At 58.4% G+C, this 17,418-nt stretch carries 18 protein-coding genes; 10 read left to right on the forward strand and 8 right to left on the reverse strand.

What is annotated here, in order from left to right; all coding sequences use genetic code 11:
- Positions 1 to 146: 146 nt before the first annotated feature.
- The 6 genes from GGR28_RS10385 to apaG all read left to right on the forward strand — a co-directional run bounded on the left by GGR28_RS10385 (position 147) and on the right by apaG (position 5,354).
- Positions 147 to 773: an SH3 domain-containing protein gene (locus GGR28_RS10385; protein ID WP_183495726.1), complete on the forward strand. Its 627-nt coding sequence runs from the start codon at positions 147 to 149 to the stop codon at positions 771 to 773.
- Between the two features lie 26 nt (positions 774 to 799).
- Complete coding sequence (locus GGR28_RS10390) at positions 800 to 1,711, forward strand: LpxD N-terminal domain-containing protein (RefSeq protein ID WP_183495727.1); 912 nt, start codon at positions 800 to 802, stop codon at positions 1,709 to 1,711.
- A 66-nt stretch (positions 1,712 to 1,777) separates the two neighbouring features.
- Positions 1,778 to 4,003: a RelA/SpoT family protein gene (locus tag GGR28_RS10395; protein WP_183495728.1), complete on the forward strand. Its 2,226-nt coding sequence runs from the start codon at positions 1,778 to 1,780 to the stop codon at positions 4,001 to 4,003.
- An 18-nt stretch (positions 4,004 to 4,021) separates the two neighbouring features.
- Positions 4,022 to 4,483, forward strand: a complete 462-nt coding sequence (locus GGR28_RS10400; protein ID WP_183495729.1) for a Fur family transcriptional regulator — start codon at positions 4,022 to 4,024, stop codon at positions 4,481 to 4,483.
- Positions 4,484 to 4,569: 86 nt separating this feature from the next.
- Positions 4,570 to 4,947: a DUF3127 domain-containing protein gene (locus tag GGR28_RS10405; RefSeq protein ID WP_183495730.1), complete on the forward strand. Its 378-nt coding sequence runs from the start codon at positions 4,570 to 4,572 to the stop codon at positions 4,945 to 4,947.
- 11 nt (positions 4,948 to 4,958) lie between these two features.
- Positions 4,959 to 5,354 carry a Co2+/Mg2+ efflux protein ApaG gene (gene apaG, locus GGR28_RS10410; protein WP_183495731.1) on the forward strand — a complete coding sequence of 132 codons (396 nt, stop codon included), beginning with the start codon at positions 4,959 to 4,961 and terminating at the stop codon, positions 5,352 to 5,354.
- An 8-nt stretch (positions 5,355 to 5,362) separates the two neighbouring features.
- On the opposite strand, the gene GGR28_RS10415 is transcribed toward apaG, so the two are convergent.
- Together GGR28_RS10415 and GGR28_RS10420 are read right to left on the reverse strand one after the other, a co-directional pair.
- Entirely contained in the window at positions 5,363 to 6,160 is a 798-nt protein-coding gene (locus tag GGR28_RS10415; protein WP_319936725.1) for a segregation and condensation protein A, read from the reverse strand.
- A gap of 40 nt (positions 6,161 to 6,200) precedes the next feature.
- Positions 6,201 to 6,725: a GAF domain-containing protein gene (locus tag GGR28_RS10420; RefSeq protein WP_183495732.1), complete on the reverse strand. Its 525-nt coding sequence runs from the start codon at positions 6,723 to 6,725 to the stop codon at positions 6,201 to 6,203.
- 77 nt (positions 6,726 to 6,802) lie between these two features.
- Here GGR28_RS10420 and GGR28_RS10425 point away from each other — a divergent pair, with 77 nt between their 5' ends.
- Positions 6,803 to 7,816: an SDR family oxidoreductase gene (locus GGR28_RS10425; RefSeq protein WP_183495733.1), complete on the forward strand. Its 1,014-nt coding sequence runs from the start codon at positions 6,803 to 6,805 to the stop codon at positions 7,814 to 7,816.
- A gap of 73 nt (positions 7,817 to 7,889) precedes the next feature.
- On the opposite strand, the gene GGR28_RS10430 is transcribed toward GGR28_RS10425, so the two are convergent.
- A complete protein-coding gene (locus GGR28_RS10430; RefSeq protein WP_183495734.1) occupies positions 7,890 to 8,735 on the reverse strand; it encodes a DUF2911 domain-containing protein in 846 nt (281 codons plus the stop codon).
- An 88-nt stretch (positions 8,736 to 8,823) separates the two neighbouring features.
- Positions 8,824 to 10,023, reverse strand: coding sequence for an ATP-grasp domain-containing protein (locus tag GGR28_RS10435; protein ID WP_183495735.1), 1,200 nt, complete (start codon positions 10,021 to 10,023; stop codon positions 8,824 to 8,826).
- Positions 10,024 to 10,212: 189 nt separating this feature from the next.
- Between GGR28_RS10435 and GGR28_RS10440 the strand changes: the two genes are divergently transcribed.
- Positions 10,213 to 10,767, forward strand: coding sequence for a thioredoxin family protein (locus GGR28_RS10440; RefSeq protein ID WP_183495736.1), 555 nt, complete (start codon positions 10,213 to 10,215; stop codon positions 10,765 to 10,767).
- Between the two features lie 96 nt (positions 10,768 to 10,863).
- Here GGR28_RS10440 and GGR28_RS10445 read toward each other — a convergent pair whose 3' ends face one another.
- Genes GGR28_RS10445 through rpoN form a run of 4 tightly spaced genes read right to left on the reverse strand, consistent with a single transcriptional unit; the run spans position 10,864 to position 14,352 of the window.
- On the reverse strand, positions 10,864 to 11,406 hold the full coding sequence (locus GGR28_RS10445; protein ID WP_183495737.1) for a PepSY-associated TM helix domain-containing protein: 543 nt from the start codon (positions 11,404 to 11,406) through the stop codon (positions 10,864 to 10,866).
- 17 nt (positions 11,407 to 11,423) lie between these two features.
- Positions 11,424 to 12,506, reverse strand: a complete 1,083-nt coding sequence (locus GGR28_RS10450) for a glycosyltransferase (RefSeq protein WP_183495738.1) — start codon at positions 12,504 to 12,506, stop codon at positions 11,424 to 11,426.
- Positions 12,507 to 12,800 (reverse strand): GNAT family N-acetyltransferase, encoded by a 294-nt coding sequence (locus GGR28_RS10455; RefSeq protein ID WP_183495739.1) that lies wholly within the window; start codon positions 12,798 to 12,800, stop codon positions 12,507 to 12,509. It abuts the gene before it with no gap.
- A 55-nt stretch (positions 12,801 to 12,855) separates the two neighbouring features.
- Positions 12,856 to 14,352: an RNA polymerase factor sigma-54 gene (gene rpoN / locus GGR28_RS10460; RefSeq protein ID WP_183495740.1), complete on the reverse strand. Its 1,497-nt coding sequence runs from the start codon at positions 14,350 to 14,352 to the stop codon at positions 12,856 to 12,858.
- Positions 14,353 to 14,488: 136 nt separating this feature from the next.
- Here rpoN and GGR28_RS10465 point away from each other — a divergent pair, with 136 nt between their 5' ends.
- Both GGR28_RS10465 and GGR28_RS10470 read left to right on the forward strand, forming a co-directional pair.
- Entirely contained in the window at positions 14,489 to 16,174 is a 1,686-nt protein-coding gene (locus GGR28_RS10465; RefSeq protein WP_221233863.1) for a M3 family oligoendopeptidase, read from the forward strand.
- The gene (locus GGR28_RS10470) at positions 16,167 to 17,354 is read left to right on the forward strand and encodes an MFS transporter (RefSeq protein ID WP_183495741.1); all 1,188 of its coding nucleotides are present in this window, start codon (positions 16,167 to 16,169) and stop codon (positions 17,352 to 17,354) included. The genes GGR28_RS10465 and GGR28_RS10470 overlap by 8 nt, the downstream gene beginning before the upstream one ends.
- The last annotated feature ends 64 nt before the right edge of the window (positions 17,355 to 17,418 follow it).

A 17,418-nucleotide genomic window follows, 5' to 3' on the forward strand; every position in this document is an offset into this window, starting at 1 on the left:
ATCGGGGCTCGTCCGCCGACTATGTAACAAGAGAACACGACACCACCGATCCGGTTCCGGCTTGTTTTGCCGTGCGGCAGCCCAATTATAAATGGTACATCCGTAAATGGTAAATTGTAAATTATAATTCCTCCTACCTTCGTGCCATGGCTACGCAAAAACGCGGCACTCCCCAGCTCGTTCCCTTTATTATCGTTTCGCTCGTTACCCTGTTCTTTATGATTTGGGCGATGCGGCGGTGCAGCGACAACGACAACGATTACGCGATGATCGAGGAGCGCAATACCCGGGAAGACTACCTGGAACGGCGCGACAGCCTACTGCGCGACAGCATTCGGAAGCTACAGGAACAGGCCTTGCTGGCTACTCCCGAAGCGAGTTTGCTTTCGGAGGCCGAGCAGGAAGTGCTGGCACGGGAGGCGGCCCTGTTGCGCGCACGTACCCAACCCCTGCCCGGGGACAGCACCTTTTACGTGCCCGGCAGGCCGGCGCAGGTGGTGGTGAAGAAGGAAACAACGCTGTACAGCACCATCGACGGCCTGAACGTGCGGGTGCAGCCCCATCTGGGAGCGTCGATCGTGGCGCGGCTGAAGCTTTATGAGCCGGTGACCTTTATGAATGAGGTGACGGATTCGCTCCATACCATCGACCTTGGCGAGGTTACGCCGACCGAGCCGTGGGTCAAAGTTCGGCTGCAGGACGGCAAGCTGGGTTGGGTGTACGGTGCCGGCGTGAGCTACTATAAGCACCGACTCGAAGGTGTGGTAAATTGAGGCACGACCTCCTAAAAATTATTTGCATGCGACTGGCTACGGCAACTACGGCGGCGGAACTGGCCCAGCGCACGGGCGCACGACTCCTCGGCGATGGCGACATCCGCATCACCGGCCTCAACGAAATTCACCATGTGGGACCGGGCGATCTCTGCTTCGTCGATCACCCCCGCTACTACGCGCCCACCCTGGCGTCGGCGGCGTCCGTCGTGCTCATCGACCGGGAAACCGACTGTCCGGCAGGTAAGGCCCTCCTCATTCACCCCGAGCCCTTCGCCGTATACAACCGTTTGGTATGGGAGGCGCGGCCGCAGGTGCAGTGGAACGACGAAAAGCAGGCTTATACGGTAGGTGCCGGAACGATCATCGCACCCGGAGTGGTCATCGGTAAGGGAGCGGTCATTGGAAAGAACTGCCACCTCGGACCCAACTGCGTCATCGGCGACGGCTGCGTGCTGGGTGACCGCGTTACGGTAAGTGCGGGTACCGTAATCGGTGAAGAGGCGTTTTACTTTAAGCGAACGGCAGATGGGCTAATTCCGTGGCGGAGCGGGGGCAGCGTTCTGCTCGAGGACGACGTTTTTCTCGGACCCTGCTGCACCATCGCCCGCGGCGTGTCGTCTACGACGGTGATCGGCCGGGGGAGTAAGCTGGATGCGCATGTACAGATCGGTCACGATTGCAAGATCGGGGCCCACGTGCAGATGGCCGCTCAGGTAGGGGTGGCGGGCAACTGTACCATCGACGATTGGTCTATCCTTCAGGGGCAGGCGGGCATTGCCCAGAACGTCCACATGGGGGAGCGAACGGTCATCATGGCGCAGAGCGGTGTAGGTCGCGATCTGGAGGGGGGGAAGTCGTGGTTTGGCTCACCGGTACAGGAAGCGCGTAAGGCGTTCCGCGACCTGGTGAAGCTGCGAAAACTGGGAGAGAAGTGAGGGGAAGTCAGGTTGACGACCCGCTCCGTTGGCAACTTGGTGCGAATAATTTGTTATTAAGTAGGTATGGCAGAAGTACTTGACATAACGGTAGCCGAAGAAACGGAAATACGCCAGGCCTACGAAGCCATGATCGGCAGTATGCGTACTCCCTATTCCCAGGAAGACCGGGAACAGATGGACCGCGCCTTCAAACTGGCCAATTTCAGCCACCGGCACCAGCGACGTAAATCGAAGGAACCCTACATCTTTCACCCCATCGCGGTGGCCCACATCTGCGCCGAGGAGATCGGACTGGGAGCAACCGCCATCTGTGCCGCCCTGCTGCACGACGTAGTGGAGGACACGCCGGTCACCATCGAAGAGCTGCAGGAGCAATTCGGGGACCGGATCGCCCAGATGGTCAACGGACTCACCAAACTCGACAGCGCCTACCAGTCGGAAAGCCAGCAGGCCGAAAACTTTAAGAAGGTGCTCAGCACCCTCATCGTGGACGTGCGCATCGTACTCATCAAGATGGCCGACCGTCTGCACAACATGCGGACCATCCGGAGTATGCCGGAGCACAAGCAGCTGAAGATCGCCGCCGAGACCAGCTACATCTACGCCCCGCTGGCCCACCGCCTCGGCCTCTACAACTTCCGTTCGGAATTCCTCGACCTGTGCATGAAGGTGCTGGAGCGCGACGAATACGACGCCGTGGCCCGCAAGCTACAGGAGACGAAAGCCGCCCGCGAGAAGTACATCGAAAGCTTCATCAGACCGCTACGGGAGAAACTGGACACCCTGGGCTATCCGTACCGCATTTTCGGCCGGCCGAAGTCGATCTACAGCATCTCCAATAAGATCAAGAAGAAGCAGGTTCCCTTTGAGCAGATCTACGACCTCTTTGCCGTCCGCATCATACTGGACGTTCCCCGCGACAAGGAAAAGCTGGCCGCCTGGGCCACTTACAGCACCATCACGGACGAGTACCAGGCCGTACCGAGCCGGCTCAAAGACTGGATCACCATCCCGAAATCAAACGGATACGAAAGCCTGCACACCACGGTGGTCGGGCCCGACGCGCGGTTTGTGGAAGTACAGATCCGCAGCGAACGGATGAACGAGATCGCCGAGCGGGGCTTTGCCGCTCACTGGAAGTACAAGGGCATCAACAACCAGCGCGATGTGTACGAGCAGTGGTTCGAGAGCGTGCGCGACATCCTGGAAAATCCGAACAGCGACACCGTTCAGTTTCTCGGAGATTTTAGGGCGAACAGTTTCTTCAACGAGGAGGTCTACGTCTACACCCCCGACGGCGACATGAAGGCCCTGCCGAAGGGCTCCACCGCCCTCGATTTTGCCTTTAGCGTACACAGTATGGTGGGCTACCACTGCCAGAGCATCCTCTGCGACGAGCGCATCGTACCCATGTCGTACGAACTGAGGAACGGCGATCGCCTGCAGGTAAATACCAGTCCCAACCAGAAGCCCAATCCCAACTGGCTCGACATGGTGAAGACGGGCAAGGCGAAGGCAAAGATCCGTCAGTCGCTGAAGGAAGAGAAGCGCAAGCAGGGGGAGCTGGCCCGCGAGGCGCTGCTCCGCAAGCTCAAAAAACTGCACGTAGAGGACGAAAAGGCGGCCATCGAAACGCTGGCCCGCCACCATACGGACGGTAGCCACGTCGATCTGTTCTACGACATCGGTCGGGAGGAAATCAGTATCGCGCAGGTGCTTAAGCCGTTTACCGTAGATCACGGCAAGTTGGTACCCGTTGCTCCTGCGTCCCCGCCCGTACAGGAAAAGGACCCCGACAGCCGGACCCGGCGCAGCGGAGCCACCAAGATCAAGGGCACGACCAAGCTGCTCATCAATGGGGAGCCCGGCGACCAGTTGGAGTATACCATGGCCAGTTGCTGCAACCCCGTGCAGGGCGACCAGGTTTTTGCCTACCTGACTTCCAATGCCGGACTGAAGATCCACCGCGTCATTTGTCCGAACGCCGAAAACCTCATGGCCAACTACGATTACCGCATCATGAAGGCCGAATGGGTGAGTACCAGTCAGCACAGTTTCGTGGCAGAACTGAAGCTTACGGGGCTCGATAGCGGCAAGGGGGTGATCGAAACCATCAGTCACGAGATCACGCAGATGGACCTGGATATACGCAGCTTCCAGATCGCGGCCCAGAGTGGTACGTTTACCGCGCAGATTAGTCTGCTGGTGCGCAATACCGACCAACTCCGGTTGGCTACCAGAGCTTTACAAAACTTAGATAACGTTTCAACCGTTTCCCGGGTAGAATAATTTCCGTTTCTTCCACGCATGCAGACTAACCCGACTACCGATTTTCAGCAGGTCAAGGACATTTTCTCCGAACACCTCCGCGAGCGTAAAGCCCGCCGGACGCCGGAGCGGTTTGCCATCCTGGAAGAGATCTACGGCCGCGACGACCACTTCGACGCCGAGTCGCTCTACATCCACATGAAGACCAACAACTACCGGGTCAGCCGGGCTACGGTCTACAATACGCTGGAGCTACTGGTGAGCTGCGACTTGGTCAAGAAGCATCAGTTCGGTAAGAACCTGGCCCAGTACGAAAAGAGCTACGGCTACAAGCAGCACGACCACTTGATCTGCAACACCTGCGGCAAAGTGCTCGAGTTTTGCGACCCCCGCGTACAGCAGATTAAAAATATGATGGGGGATATCCTTAATTTTAAGGTCACCGGCCACAGCCTCAACTTGTTCGGCGAATGTGCCGGTGGGTGTGAGCGGACGCAGTAACATCCCCGCATTTTACTAAATTAACCAGTGAACCCGAACCGGGACACTCACTTACTTGCTTGATAAAAAAGATAAAAACCTAACTTATGTCATTCGAAATTACCGGAACGCTCGTTAAGAAGTACGAAGTCGAAACCAAGGGAGAAAGCTTCCGCGTACGCGACTTCGTCATTAAGGCCAACGACGGCGGACAGTACGACAATTTCGTCAAGTTTCAGACCACCCAGGACCGCACCTCCATCATCGACGACATGAACGAGGGCGACGAGATCAAGGTACACTTCGATCTGCGTGGCCGCCAGTGGCAGGATAAGTACTTCACCAACCTCAACGCCTGGCGCGTAGAGGCCATGACCGCAGGAAACACCCCCGCCGCCCCGGCCAGCAACAACGACACCCCCGGCGGCTTCCCTTCCGCAAGCGATGAACCCATGGTAGAGGCGGACGACGACCTGCCTTTCTAAATTCCTACGTTATGACTAACCAGACCACCCAGCGCGTTAAAGTAAGCGCCGAAAGCTTCTATCAGGAGCAGTATTCTCAGCCCGAGGCGTTGCAGTACGTGCACGCCTACCGGATCAGAATCGAAAATCAGGGGAGACTGCCGGTGCAGTTGCTGAGTCGGACCTGGGAAGTGATTGAATCTACGGGCGAACGCCGCCACGTGGAAGGCGAGGGCGTAGTGGGCAAGCAGCCCGTCATTTTACCTGGCGACAGTTACGAGTACAACAGCTGGATACAGTTCGCCACCCCGTTCGGAGCAATGGAGGGCAGCTACGTAATGTACCGCCGGGATGATGACGGGGTAGAGAACTACTTCGAAGTGGAAGTGCCCCGCTTCCTCCACATCGTACCGGCCATCCTAAACTAGTACCCCACCTATTCCTCTTCTCCCCCGTCGCCGGCTTCCAGCCAGAATTCGTTGACCACGTCGCCGGGAATCAGGCGCACCTGGCGCATGTTGAGCAGTTCGAGCAGGCCGAGGAAGGTTACGATGGCGTGGATGCGGGTATGGCATACTCCGAAGATATCCACGAAGCCCGGGCGCGGTTGGCCGAAGCGGATGGCCTCCACCAACTCCATGATCCGGATCTGTTGCTCTTCAATGGTGTGGGTGAACTGGGCGATCTCATGTACGACCGGCTTCCGGTTGGCATCCTCGAGGCGACCAAGCATGCGCTCGTACGCTCTCAATAATTTGAATAGGGTAACACTCTCCAGTTCTACATCGACCAGGGCCTTAGTTGCCAACTGATCGAGCTCATCGGTAATGTTGCCGCGATAGTTGCGCATTCCGCGCTCGGTTTCCAGGGTGCGCAGTTCCTTCAGTACGCTTTTGTAGCGCTTGTATTCCAGCAGTCGGGCCACCAGTTCCTCCCGCGGGTCGATCTCGTTGCCTTCCTCATCGACGGGTTTGCGGGGGATCAGCATCTTGGCTTTGATCCGGCACAGGGTTGCCGCTACGAGGACGAACTCGCTGGCCAGGTCGATGTCCATGCGATCCGCCGCCCGCATGTATTCCAGAAAATCATCGGTGACCGTCGCGATCGGGATGTCGTAAATATCCAGCTCGTCCCGCTCGATAAAGAAGAGCAGAAGATCGAAGGGGCCTTCGAACTGGGGGAGTCGGATTTGGTAGCTCAGGAAGGGGGGGATTTGAAATTTAAAATTGGCAATTTAAAATTTGCGCGGCAGCTCGTTGGCGGAGTCCGGAATCTCACTGTCCAAAGGTACTGCTGAGGATCCGCTCCAGCCAGTGCTGGTCGACTTCGTCGAAGGAGGCTTCCTCGCTGCTGTCTACGTCGAATACGCCCATGAGGGTGCCGTCCGCGCGGTGTACCGGCAGCACGATCTCGGAGCGGCTGTTGGGGTCGCAGGCGATGTGTTCCTTGCCCTCTTCCAGGACGTGGGTATCGGCCACGATTTTGGTTTGGCCGCTTTCGGCGACGGTACCGCAGACTCCGCGACCGAAGTCGATGTAGAGACAGCCCAGCGTACCCTGGTAGGGACCGACGATCAGCCTACGATTTTCGTGTACCAGGTAGAAGCCGACCCAGTAGTAGTAGGGCAGGTAAGTTTTAAGTAAGCTATTGATGGTAGCCATTTTCATCACCTCGTTGCGCTCCTCGCCGATGGTGGCCAGGATGGCGGCGTAGGCCTGTGAGTAGGCAACTTCCTTATCTTGCCGACCGAGGTTAACGGATGGCTTGATGAAGTAGGGCATTTCGGCGGTAGCGGACATGGATATCCGAACATCATCCCCTACGGTTCCGGTTGTAAAAGGGTGCAGAAGTTCTGCAATAAACAAACCTAACAAACATGAGTAACAATCAATTTGACCGACCGCGAACCGTCGTAATTACCGGTGCCTCCGCGGGTATCGGTCGCGCCATCGCCCGTGAATTTGCTAAGGAGCACGCCCGTATCGGACTAATCGCCCGCAACCAGGAAGGACTGGAAGGCGCCCGTAAAGAGATCGAAGCACTCGGCGGTGAGGCGCTCGTATTGCCAGTAGATGTAGCTGATTTTCGGGCCCTCGATGAGGCAGCCGGCAAGGTGGAGGAAACCTTCGGCCCCATCGACGTATGGATCAACAACGCCATGACCAGCGTCCTCGGCCTCTTTAAGGACGTGGATATGGACGAGTTTAAGCGGGTGACCGAAGTAACCTATCTCGGATCGGTATACGGAGCAAAGTGCGCACTCAAGCGGATGCAGCCCCGTAATCGTGGCAGTATCGTCTTTGTCGGTTCCGCGCTGGCGTACCGGGGCATTCCCCTGCAGACCGCCTACTGCGGTGCCAAGCACGCCATCGAGGGATTCTACGATAGCCTCCGTTCCGAGCTCGTCCACGAGAACAGCAACGTCATGACCACCATGGTTCAGCTGCCCGGCGTCAACACTACGCAGTTCGGCCTGGTCCGCAACAAGCTCGATAAGCAGCCCCGCCCGATGGGCACTATTTACCAGCCGGAAGTCGCCGCCCGCGCGGTAGTGACCGCCGCCGGTACCAACGACAGGGAGTATTACGTAGGGCTTCCCGCCGTTCAGACCATTCTGAGCAGCAAGCTCTTCCCCGGGCTGATGGATCTTTTCCTCGGTAAGTCAGCAGTGAGCGGACAGAAGACGGATAAAGACGCGACCCATCACCAGGATTACCTCTTCGAGTCCGTACCCGGCGACCACGGCAGCCACGGCGACTTCGACGATAAGGCCAAGAACAGCGGCATCGTCATGAAGGGATCGACGGTGCGTGCCCTGACCTCCGCCCTCGTCTTCGGTACCGTGATCGCGGCCACCAGCCTGATCACGAGTTCCCTGACCCGGCGATAGGTCAAGCGTAGAATGAGAAAGGCCCGGAAGATTCGATTCTTCCGGGCCTTCTTGCTTTAAAGCAGCGGTCGGTTTACTTCGACCATTCTTCGATCGACTGTTCGTTCATGCGCACGTAATCCATGTTGCCGGCCTCCTCGGCGAGCATTTTGGATCGCTTGGCGGCTTCGATGGCCTCCTGCTTCATGCCGAGGTCGCTGAGGATGATAGCCTCACGGCGTACCATCCAGAAGCGGGCGTTCTCTCCCGACATTTCGTTGGCCTTGCGGATGTACTCCAGGGCCTTCTCGTTGTCGGCACCGGAATCGTTTAGGAAGCTGGCGGCCTGGAAGTAGTCGTTTACGCTCGGTCCGGCCATGACGCGGTCGATGGTGGCCATCACGCTTTCCTTTACGTTCGTGGTGATGGGCAGGGCTACGTGCGTCTTGTCCCACATCATCACGAGGTCGGCCCCGTCGAGGGTATAGTTGCCGAGGTTGATGGTGAAGGTTTCGACGGCTTCGCTGAGCTTGGTCGGCTTACCGGTGACGGTCACGGCGGGTGTCTTTTCTACGTAGCTGGTCCAGTCGCCCGTTTCGTAGGGGAAGAACATTACCTCCCAGCTGTCCATGGCGGGCTTGCTCAGGATGGCGTAGCTGCCGGCGGGCACTTCCTTTCCGGCCACCGTAACGGCATCGCCGAAGGTGATCTTCGTCGCTTGGTTGGCACCCGTACGCCAGATCTCTCCGTAGGGGACGAGACCGTCGGCGGCAAAAATGGTGCGCTCCTTCATGCCGGGGCGGCTGTACTCGATCTTCACGTCGGTCAGTCCAACGGTGGTTTCCATCTTCACGGCGGGCGAGGCGGGGGGCGACTGGATCTGAGCCTGGAGGCCGGTGCCGCACAGCAGGAGACAAAGGGTAAGAATTCTTAGTTGCATTGTTGTGGTTTGTTTTGGTTTGTAGCGCAAAGGTACGCAATCAGTGGGGCGGGGGTCCCGATAGCTATCGGGAGTGCAATGTCAGCGGTTAGTGGGTCGACTTATTCGGGGCCGGAGCGGCGGCGTGGAACTCATGAGCGATCCGGTGGGCGTAATCATCGAGCAGCTGGCGGATGCGGTGGGTAGAATCAGAAGCGACGATAAGCCCGATGTGCTGCTTCTTGTCCATGCGCCATACAATTTCCGGATCGGTGAAGGAGGAGGTGTCGGGGTGCTCGAAGCGGGAGAGGCTCACCACGATGCCGGACTGATCGTAGCGCCGTTCCGGCACGGAGTAGGGTTGTCCGGTAGCCATGGCAGTTTCGAGTTTGGCCCACTCCGTCCAGAGGCCTACTCCGGTGGCGGCCTCCACCATTTCGGCGAGGTGAGCACCCCCGACGCGGCTGGCGGTTTCCAGGAAGACGAAATTCCCGTCCTGCGTCTTGATAAATTCGGTGTGGGAGGCGCTGAACTGCATGCCGAATGCGTGCATCACGTCTCCCGTGAGCCGGCGCAGGACTACGGCCTCTTCATCGTGGTAGGGTATGCTCACCGAGCGGAAGATGCCGCCGCCGTGTGCCACTTCGAAGGGCGTACTCAGGTAGCGAGAGACCTGGCAAAAAGCGACCTCGCCATCGACCGAGATGGCATCAACGTGGTAGACGTCGCCCGGCTTGAACTGCTCGATGAGGTACTCTTGGCGGCGTTCTCCGAGTTGGTGCACTTTCTCCCACAGTTCCTGAGCAGAATGCACTTTCGTGATGCCGGTAGCGCTGGCCTCTCCCCGTGGCTTAATGAGGCAGGGATACTCGACCCGATTGGCGAATTCAGTAAGGGCCACATCGTTGAACAGGCTGGTGAAGGCGGGCACCGGGACTCCGTGATCGCGTGCCCGGATCCGCATAGCGAGTTTGTCACGGAAGTAGCGGGAGGTGGTTTGTCCCATACCGGGCAAGCGAAATTCTTCGCGTAGGTAGGCGGCCTTTTCCACGTCGAAGTCGTCGAGGGCAACCACCCGGTCGATCGGGCGACTTTGCATCATCCAGGCGACTCCCTTCGCGATATTGGCCAGTGCGGCGGGGGCGTTGCTGTCGCTTTCCAGAAAGAAAAACTCGTCGATGGCTTCGCGGGGCCAGGGGTCGTGCTCCAACTTTTTGACGGTAAGGAGGTAGACGGTATTGCCGGCGGCTTTGCACGCGCGGAGGAAGGGGGCGCCTTTGAAGTAGCAGGAGATGCAGAGGAAGGTCATGGGGGGGAGTTCTTTAGTACGGTAGTTTTTTAGTACGGTAGTTCGGTAGTCTTTTAGGAGGGTAGTTCTTTAGTAGGGTAGTCTTTTAGTACGGTAGTACGGTAGGGGGAGTCAACCTCGGGGAGGGGTTGCGTCTTCTATTAGGTACTAGACAGCAAGCTAACGAATCAACTACAATACGGTATAAATATGGCACTGACGGAATCTACTATGGTCGAAATCGGCACGCTCGCTCCTCCCTTTGAACTGGAAGATGCGGTGTCGGGGGCGAAACTGAATTATGACGACGTGAAGGGACCGAAGGGGACGCTCATTTTGTTTATTTGTAATCACTGCCCTTACGTCATTCACACGATCGAGGCGCTGGTGGATGTAGCCAACGATTACGAGGATCGGGGCATCGGGACGGTGGCTATCAGCAGTAATGATGTGGAAGCCTATCCCGTCGACAGTCCGGATAATATGGAGGCCTTTGCCCTCGACAACCTGTTTTCCTTTCCTTACCTCTACGATGAGACCCAGGAAGTAGCGAAAGCTTACGATGCGGCCTGTACGCCCGACATTTATCTCTTCGACGGAGACCGGAAACTCTTTTACCGTGGTCGCCTCGACGATGCCCGTCCCCGCTCCGGGAAGCAGGTGACGGGGGCCGATCTGCGCGCTGCAATGGACGATCTGCTTGCGGGAAGGCCGAGCCCGGAGAAGCAGTATCCGAGTGCGGGGTGTGGGATAAAGTGGAAGTAGGGGGTAGGGGGTAGGGGGTAGGGGGTAGTTATTTAGTACGGTAGTACGGTAGTACGGTAGTGCTTTAGTACGGTAGTATTTTAGTCGGTTAGGGGGTTAAGATTTTCGCATTTGTTTGGGGCCGTACCAGAGCCAGAAGCCGGAGAGGGTGAAAATGATGGTGGCGAGGCCCATGATGGTGGAATAGATGAGCTTGACGGTGTCGTTAATGATGGAGCCGTCGTGGATTTGCTCGATGAAGTCGGCCCGGCGGATGCCGATGCTGAGGACCTGGCCGGTGGTGCCGTCGAGTTGGACTTCACCGTAGTGATCCTTGAAGAGAAATTTGAGGGATCCCTTGTCGGGGCGGTAGTCGATGCGGTCGATGGTGGGGTCGTAGGTAGGACCGAGGGAATCGGTGAGCGCGACCTGGGCCATTGAGAGTAAATCGGCGGTGGGGAGCCATTCGGTAAGTTCCGTGCTGCTGCCGCGGGAGGTGGGGGGCATGATGTAGTCCACGTCCTTTTTCCAGCCGAGGAGGACGCTGGTGATTCCGATGACGAAAAAGAAAATGAATAGGGTGACACCCGTCCAGCGGTGGATACGGCGCGTCTGTCGCAGGATGCGGGCTTGCTTTTGTCGGGAGGTGAGTTCTTCCATAGTTGTCTGCTACTGCTTTACCAACGCCCGGGGGGCAGGGCAGTTGCTACGGCAAGGAAGAGGTAATACGGAGCAAGGAGGGCATCGCCCAACAGAACGAACCCTGCACCTGCGTCCCCGCCCAAAAATTTACGCACGGGGTGGCGGCGGTAAACCCCTAAAACGATGGCCGCCCGTAACGCGTAAAGAAGCAGCGCCCAACCACAGGCCAGGGTGAAGAGCAGGTACAGACCGACCAGGTAAAACAGGCCGTGACTGAGCGCCAGTGCCGCCAACAGGACACGGTGCAATGGGCGGTACAGGGGGCCAACGGACTGGTGCCGCAGCTTTTGCCGCAGGTACGCCTGCCAGGTATAGGAGGTTCGGGAGTAGGTCCAGGAAGCGGGATGGGTCACGCTTACGGTGGTTGCCGGTTGTGCGTGGCGGTTTATGAGGAGGTCATCGTCGCCCCCGGGTACATGGGCATGGGCAGTGAATCCTTCCGCTCGTCGGAAGAAGCTCTTTCGGTAGGCGAGATTGCGCCCCACGCTCATGTACGGGTGGCCGGTGCGGGCAAATCCCTGGTACTGGAGGGCTACGTAGGTCGCTTCGAAGCGTTGCCAACGGTTGAGCAGACCGTTTCCGGATTGGTAAGGTGAACAGCCCAACACCAGTTCGGCGCCCACAGTGAGGGGGGCGGTCATGCGGGTCAGCCACTCGGGGGTGGCGGGAATGCAGTCGGCGTCGGTCAGGAGCAGAATGTCGTGGGCAGCCGCTCCAATACCGGCCGTGAGGGCGTCCTTTTTTCCGGGTCGGGTGGGGCCGGGGGTGACGAGTCGGAGGTGGGTGAACGTTTGTTGGAGCCGCCGCACGATGCCGGGGGAGGCGTCGGTCGAGTTGTCGTCTACGGCGATTACCTCAAAATGGGGGTGATGCTGGGCTAAAATACTACGCAGACAGGCTTCCAGGCCGGCGGTTTCGTTGCGGAAGCAGACGATTACGGAAACGGGGGCCGTGTGGCCGGCAACCGGTGACGGATCGGGGGAGGGGAAGGCCCGGGACAGGATAAAGCGCCAGGCAAGAAGTTGAACGGCCGCGGCCAGCAGGAGCAGCCCCGACACCTAGAGTTCGGCTACGACGTCGTTCCACTCGGGGTGGCGTTGCACGTAGGAAGCGACGAACGGGCAGGAGGGGATGGCCATAAGGTTGTTGTCGCGGGCGTACTGCAGGGCAGTGGTGACCATGGCGCTGCCGATGCCCTGACCGGCAAGGTCTTCGGGTACTTCGGAATGGACGAGGTCGATCTTGTCGCTACCGTTCATCTGATACAGCAGCTTCGATACCTGGGAACCGTTGACGACTTCGAAACGGCTCTTCTCCTGGTTGTTAACGACAGACTCAGTGGGGTTTGACATACACAGTTGCTTTGAAAACGTAGGCAATAGTACGCACATTTCCCTTAGATGTTTGCTACAATTCCTTGCGCAAACGGGCAACCGGAAGACCGAGTTGCTCGCGGTACTTGGCAACGGTGCGGCGGGCAATGTCGTAGCCGGCATCCTTGAGGGCACGCTGCAGCTTGCTGTCGTTGAGGGGTTTGCGCTTGTCTTCGGCGGATATGATCTCGGCCAGGACTTTTTTCACCTGGGTGGTGCTGACCTCTTCGCCGTCTTCGTTGGTCATCCCCTCGCTAAAGAATTCACGTAGGGAGAAGGTGCCAAAGTCGGTCTGTACAAACTTTGAGTTTACCACCCGGCTCACGGTGCTGATATCAAGTTCCGTGGGGCCAGCGATGTCCTTGAGGATCATCGGGCGCAGGGTCTTCAGATCGCCGGTGCGGAAGAATTTCTCCTGGTAGCGCACGATGGTGTGCATTACGCTATAGAGCGTCTGCTGTCGCTGCTGGATGGCCTCAATGAACCAGCTGGCCGAATCGATATTCTGGCGAATGAAGCCGGCCGCCTGCTTCTGGGCGATGGTGAGTTTGCCCGATTCCTTCTGTTTGCGGCGGTACTCGGCCAGCTGCTTTTGGTAGTAGTCGTTGATTTTAAGATCGGGAGCATTGCGGGCGGTGAGGCTCAATCTGAGCTCGTCGTCGACCACCGTGACCAGAAAATCGGGGATCACCACCCGGGCCGCCCGTCCCCCCGCGCGCCCACCGAGTCCCGAGGCGGGTTTGGGATTTAACTTTAGGATTTCGCCGAGGGCATCCCGCAGTTCGTCTTCGTCGACCTCCAGCTTTTCGCGCAGCTTATCGTAGTGCTTCTTGCTGAAGAGTTCGAAGTGATCGCGGATGACCGTCTGGGCCAGGACCAGGTCGGCGAAGGTGTGGTCATCGAGGTCTTCACCGTTATCGACCTTGTAGTTCAGTTGGAGCAACAGGCACTCGCGGAGGTTGCGGGCGGCCAGGCCGGGGGGTTCCAGAGACTGGACGATCTTTAGCACGTCCTTGATGCGGCGGGAGTCGACGTCGATGTCGTAGTTGATCAGCAAGTCGTCGGCGATGGCGCTGGGCATGCGCTGGAGGTAGCCGTCGTCGTCGAGGTTACCGATGATCTGCAGTCCGATGGTGCGGTCGAGGGGCGTATCGAACTCCAGGTTGGCGAGTTGTCCCTCCAGGTACTCGAAGAAGGTGAACTCATCGGCCGTATAGCTGCCGGGGGCGTCGTAGGTTTCGTCGTTGTTGCCGGACTGCTGGTAGTTGGTGGGATCGTCGTCGATGTACTGCTGAAACAGCTCCTCCATTTCGAAGGGGTCTCCGTCGCCGCGTTCCGTCTCCTGCTCGTCGCGGTCGGCCGGTCCGTCGGCGGGCTCGTGACTGGCTTCTTCGAGGGTGGGGTTGCGCTCGAGCTCTTCCTTGACCCGCTGCTCGAGCTCGTACAGCGGTAACTGCATAAGCTGCATCAGTTGGATCTGACGGGGGCTGAGCTTCTGGAGCTGTGATTGCTTGAGGGACTGTCCGAGCATGGCTGATGATGGAACGGTGCAAGTTAGGGCTAAGGTTCACAACCCGGCCGGCTACCGGAGATATACCCGCGTCCCCGCCCGGAACCTTGCATGAAGTACATTTGTCTTACCAAGGAATAACTGTGAACAACCAAATATGTCCCAAATTACCTTTCCCGAATTTACTTACGAACGGCCCGATCTAGATCGACTGGAAACCGCCTTCAACGCTGTCCTGGAAGAACTCAAGGCCGCCGACCACCTTAACGATGCCATCGCTGCCGTGGAACAGATCGACAGCATCCGCGCCAGCGTATCCACGGCCTATAATATCGGGTACATTCGCTACAGCATTAACACCAGGGACGAATTCTACCGTGGGGAGAAAGACTGGTTCGACCAGCACCTGCCGCGCACGGAGCAGTGGAAAGTCGATTACTACCGGGCCCTGCTGGACAATCCCCACCGGGAGGCACTGCAGCAACATTTCGGGGCACAACTCTTCGACTCCGCCGAGGTAAGCATCCGCACCTTCCGCCCCGAAATTTTGGAGGAGCTGCAGTCCGTAAATAAGCTATCGAGTGAATTCACCCAGATGCGCGGCGGCGCGGAGATCGAACTGGAAGGAGAAACCTACAACCTCTCCAGCATCACGCCACTGGAACAAGTGCCCGACCGGGAGAAGCGCAAGGAAGCCAGCTCCGCCAAGTGGCAGTGGTTTGCCGAAAACCGGGCACGCATCGAAGACATTTACGCGGAAATGGTGAAGCTGCGGACCAGCATGGCCGCCAAGTTGGGCTACGACAACTTCGTCGGCCTCGGCTACGCGAACATGAACCGTACGGACTACGGTCCGGAACAGGTGGCCAACTTTCGCCGGCAGATTCAGGACCATATCGTACCCATCGCCCAGAAGCTCTACGACAAGCAGCGCGAGCGCCTCGGCGTCGACCGGCTGCACTACTACGACCTGTCGTTCCGCTTTCCCACCGGCAACCCCAAACCCCAGGGTACGCCGGACGAGATCGTAGCCCACGCCGACCGGATGTACCAGGAACTAAGTAAGGAAACCGGCGACTTCTTTCGCTATCTCCGGGATAAGAACCTTATGGACCTGGAAGCGAAGGACGGCAAGGCCCCCGGCGGCTACTGCACCTTCATCAACGACTACCAGTCGCCCTACATCTTCAGCAATTTCAACGGGACGAGCCACGACATCGACGTGCTCACTCACGAGTTCGGCCACGCCTTTCAGGTCTACAGCAGCCGCGACCAACGCCCCTTGGAGTACAACTGGCCCACCTACGACGCCGCCGAGATCCATTCCATGAGCATGGAGTTCTTCACTTACCCCTGGATGGAAGGCTTTTTCGGGCCCGACACCGACAAGTACTACTTCAGCCATGTGGCCGGCAGCTTTCGCTTTCTGCCCTACGGCTGCGCGGTTGACGAATTTCAGCACCGGGTGTACGAAAACCCCGAGCTCGACAATGCCGGTCGCAATGCGATCTGGAAAGAAATGGAGGCGAAGTACCTGCCCCACCTCGACTACTCCGACCACGATCACCTCCACGACGGCACCTTCTGGCAGAGCCAGGGGCACATCTTCTCCGTTCCATTTTACTACATCGATTACTGCCTGGCCCAGATCTGTGCCTTCCAGTTTTTCTTGAAGGACGAGCAGGATCACGAATCGGCCTGGGCCGACTACGTCCGTCTCTGCAAGGCCGGCGGCTCAAAATCCTTCCTGGAGCTCGTCGAACTGGCCGGGCTTGAAAATCCCTTCGAGGACGGCGTGGTGAAGAAGATCGCGGACCGGATGCGGGAGCGGCTGGATGTCTGAGGGGAGGGGGCTCACCTTTCGGCTGTCCCTGCTGCTGTTTCTGCAGTTCGGCGTATGGTCGAGTTGGCTCATCAACCTGGGCACCTACTTGCTCCACAGCCTTGACTTTACGGGTTTACAGGTGGGGATGATCTACGCCACCAATGCCATTGCCGCCACCGTCACCCCGCCGCTCATGGGCTGGCTGGCCGACCGTCGCTTCCCCTCGGAGCGTCTCATGGGGGTGTTGAACGCGATCGGTGGCGTGGCGCTCATTGCCTGCTACTTTACGACTTCTTTCGGCTGGTTTTACGGCTGGATGCTGCTGTTCAACCTCTGCTTCATTCCCACCTTCAGCTTGGCGGCGGCCATGTGTTTTCATCACCTCGATGATCCGGCGGAGCAGTACCCTTTCGTGCGGGTGTGGGGCACGGTTTCCTTTATGCTAGTGGGGGTGGCGCTGAGTGTTTTTCACGTCGAGGTGTCTCCCCTGCCGTTGCTGGCCGGTGGCATCGTATCGCTACTGCTGGCGGTGTATTCCAATTTTTTGCCGCACACGCCACCGCAATCCGGCTTTGACTGGGCGGCGGTGCGCGGGAGCGAGCTGCGTCAGATATTCAGCGAGCGGGGTATGGTGGTGTTGCTCATTGCTTTGCTGGCAAGTTGTATTCCTTCCTCCTTTTACTACAGCTTTCTCAATCCCTTCCTCAACGAAGTAGCCTGGCCGGCCGCCGCGGCGAAAATGGCCATCGGCCAACTCTTCGAGATCGGGGTGGTGCTGGCGATGCCCTTCGTCTTCCGGCGCTTTCGGTTCCGCAACATCATCTTCTGGGGACTCATGGCCTGGGGACTGCGCTACTTCGCCTTCGGGATCGGCCGGCCGGGCGACAACGAATGGCTTCTCTACGCCGGCATCGTCGTGCAGGGCGTCGCCTTCGCCTGGATCATCATCGCCGCCCAGATCTACATCGATAACCGGGTACCCAAAACCCTCCGCAACACCGCCCAGGGCCTCGTCTCCTTCGCCGACCTCGGCATCGGAGTCTTCCTCGGCAGCTGGATCGCCGGTGAGGTCGTCAGCAGCAACGTACTACCCGATGGCACCCACGACTGGTGGTCGATCTGGCTCGTGCCGGCCTGCGTGGGGGTGGGAGCCGCGGTGTTTTTCTGGGTGGCGTTTCCGCGGGAGGGGAGATTGTAGTTGGTGAGTTGTGGAATTAGTGAGTTGTTGAGTTAGTGAGTTGTTGAATTTGCCCGTCGTACGT

The sequence above is a fragment of the Neolewinella aquimaris genome, from assembly GCF_014197245.1.
GTDB classification, from domain to species: Bacteria; Bacteroidota; Bacteroidia; order Chitinophagales; family Saprospiraceae; genus Neolewinella; species Neolewinella aquimaris.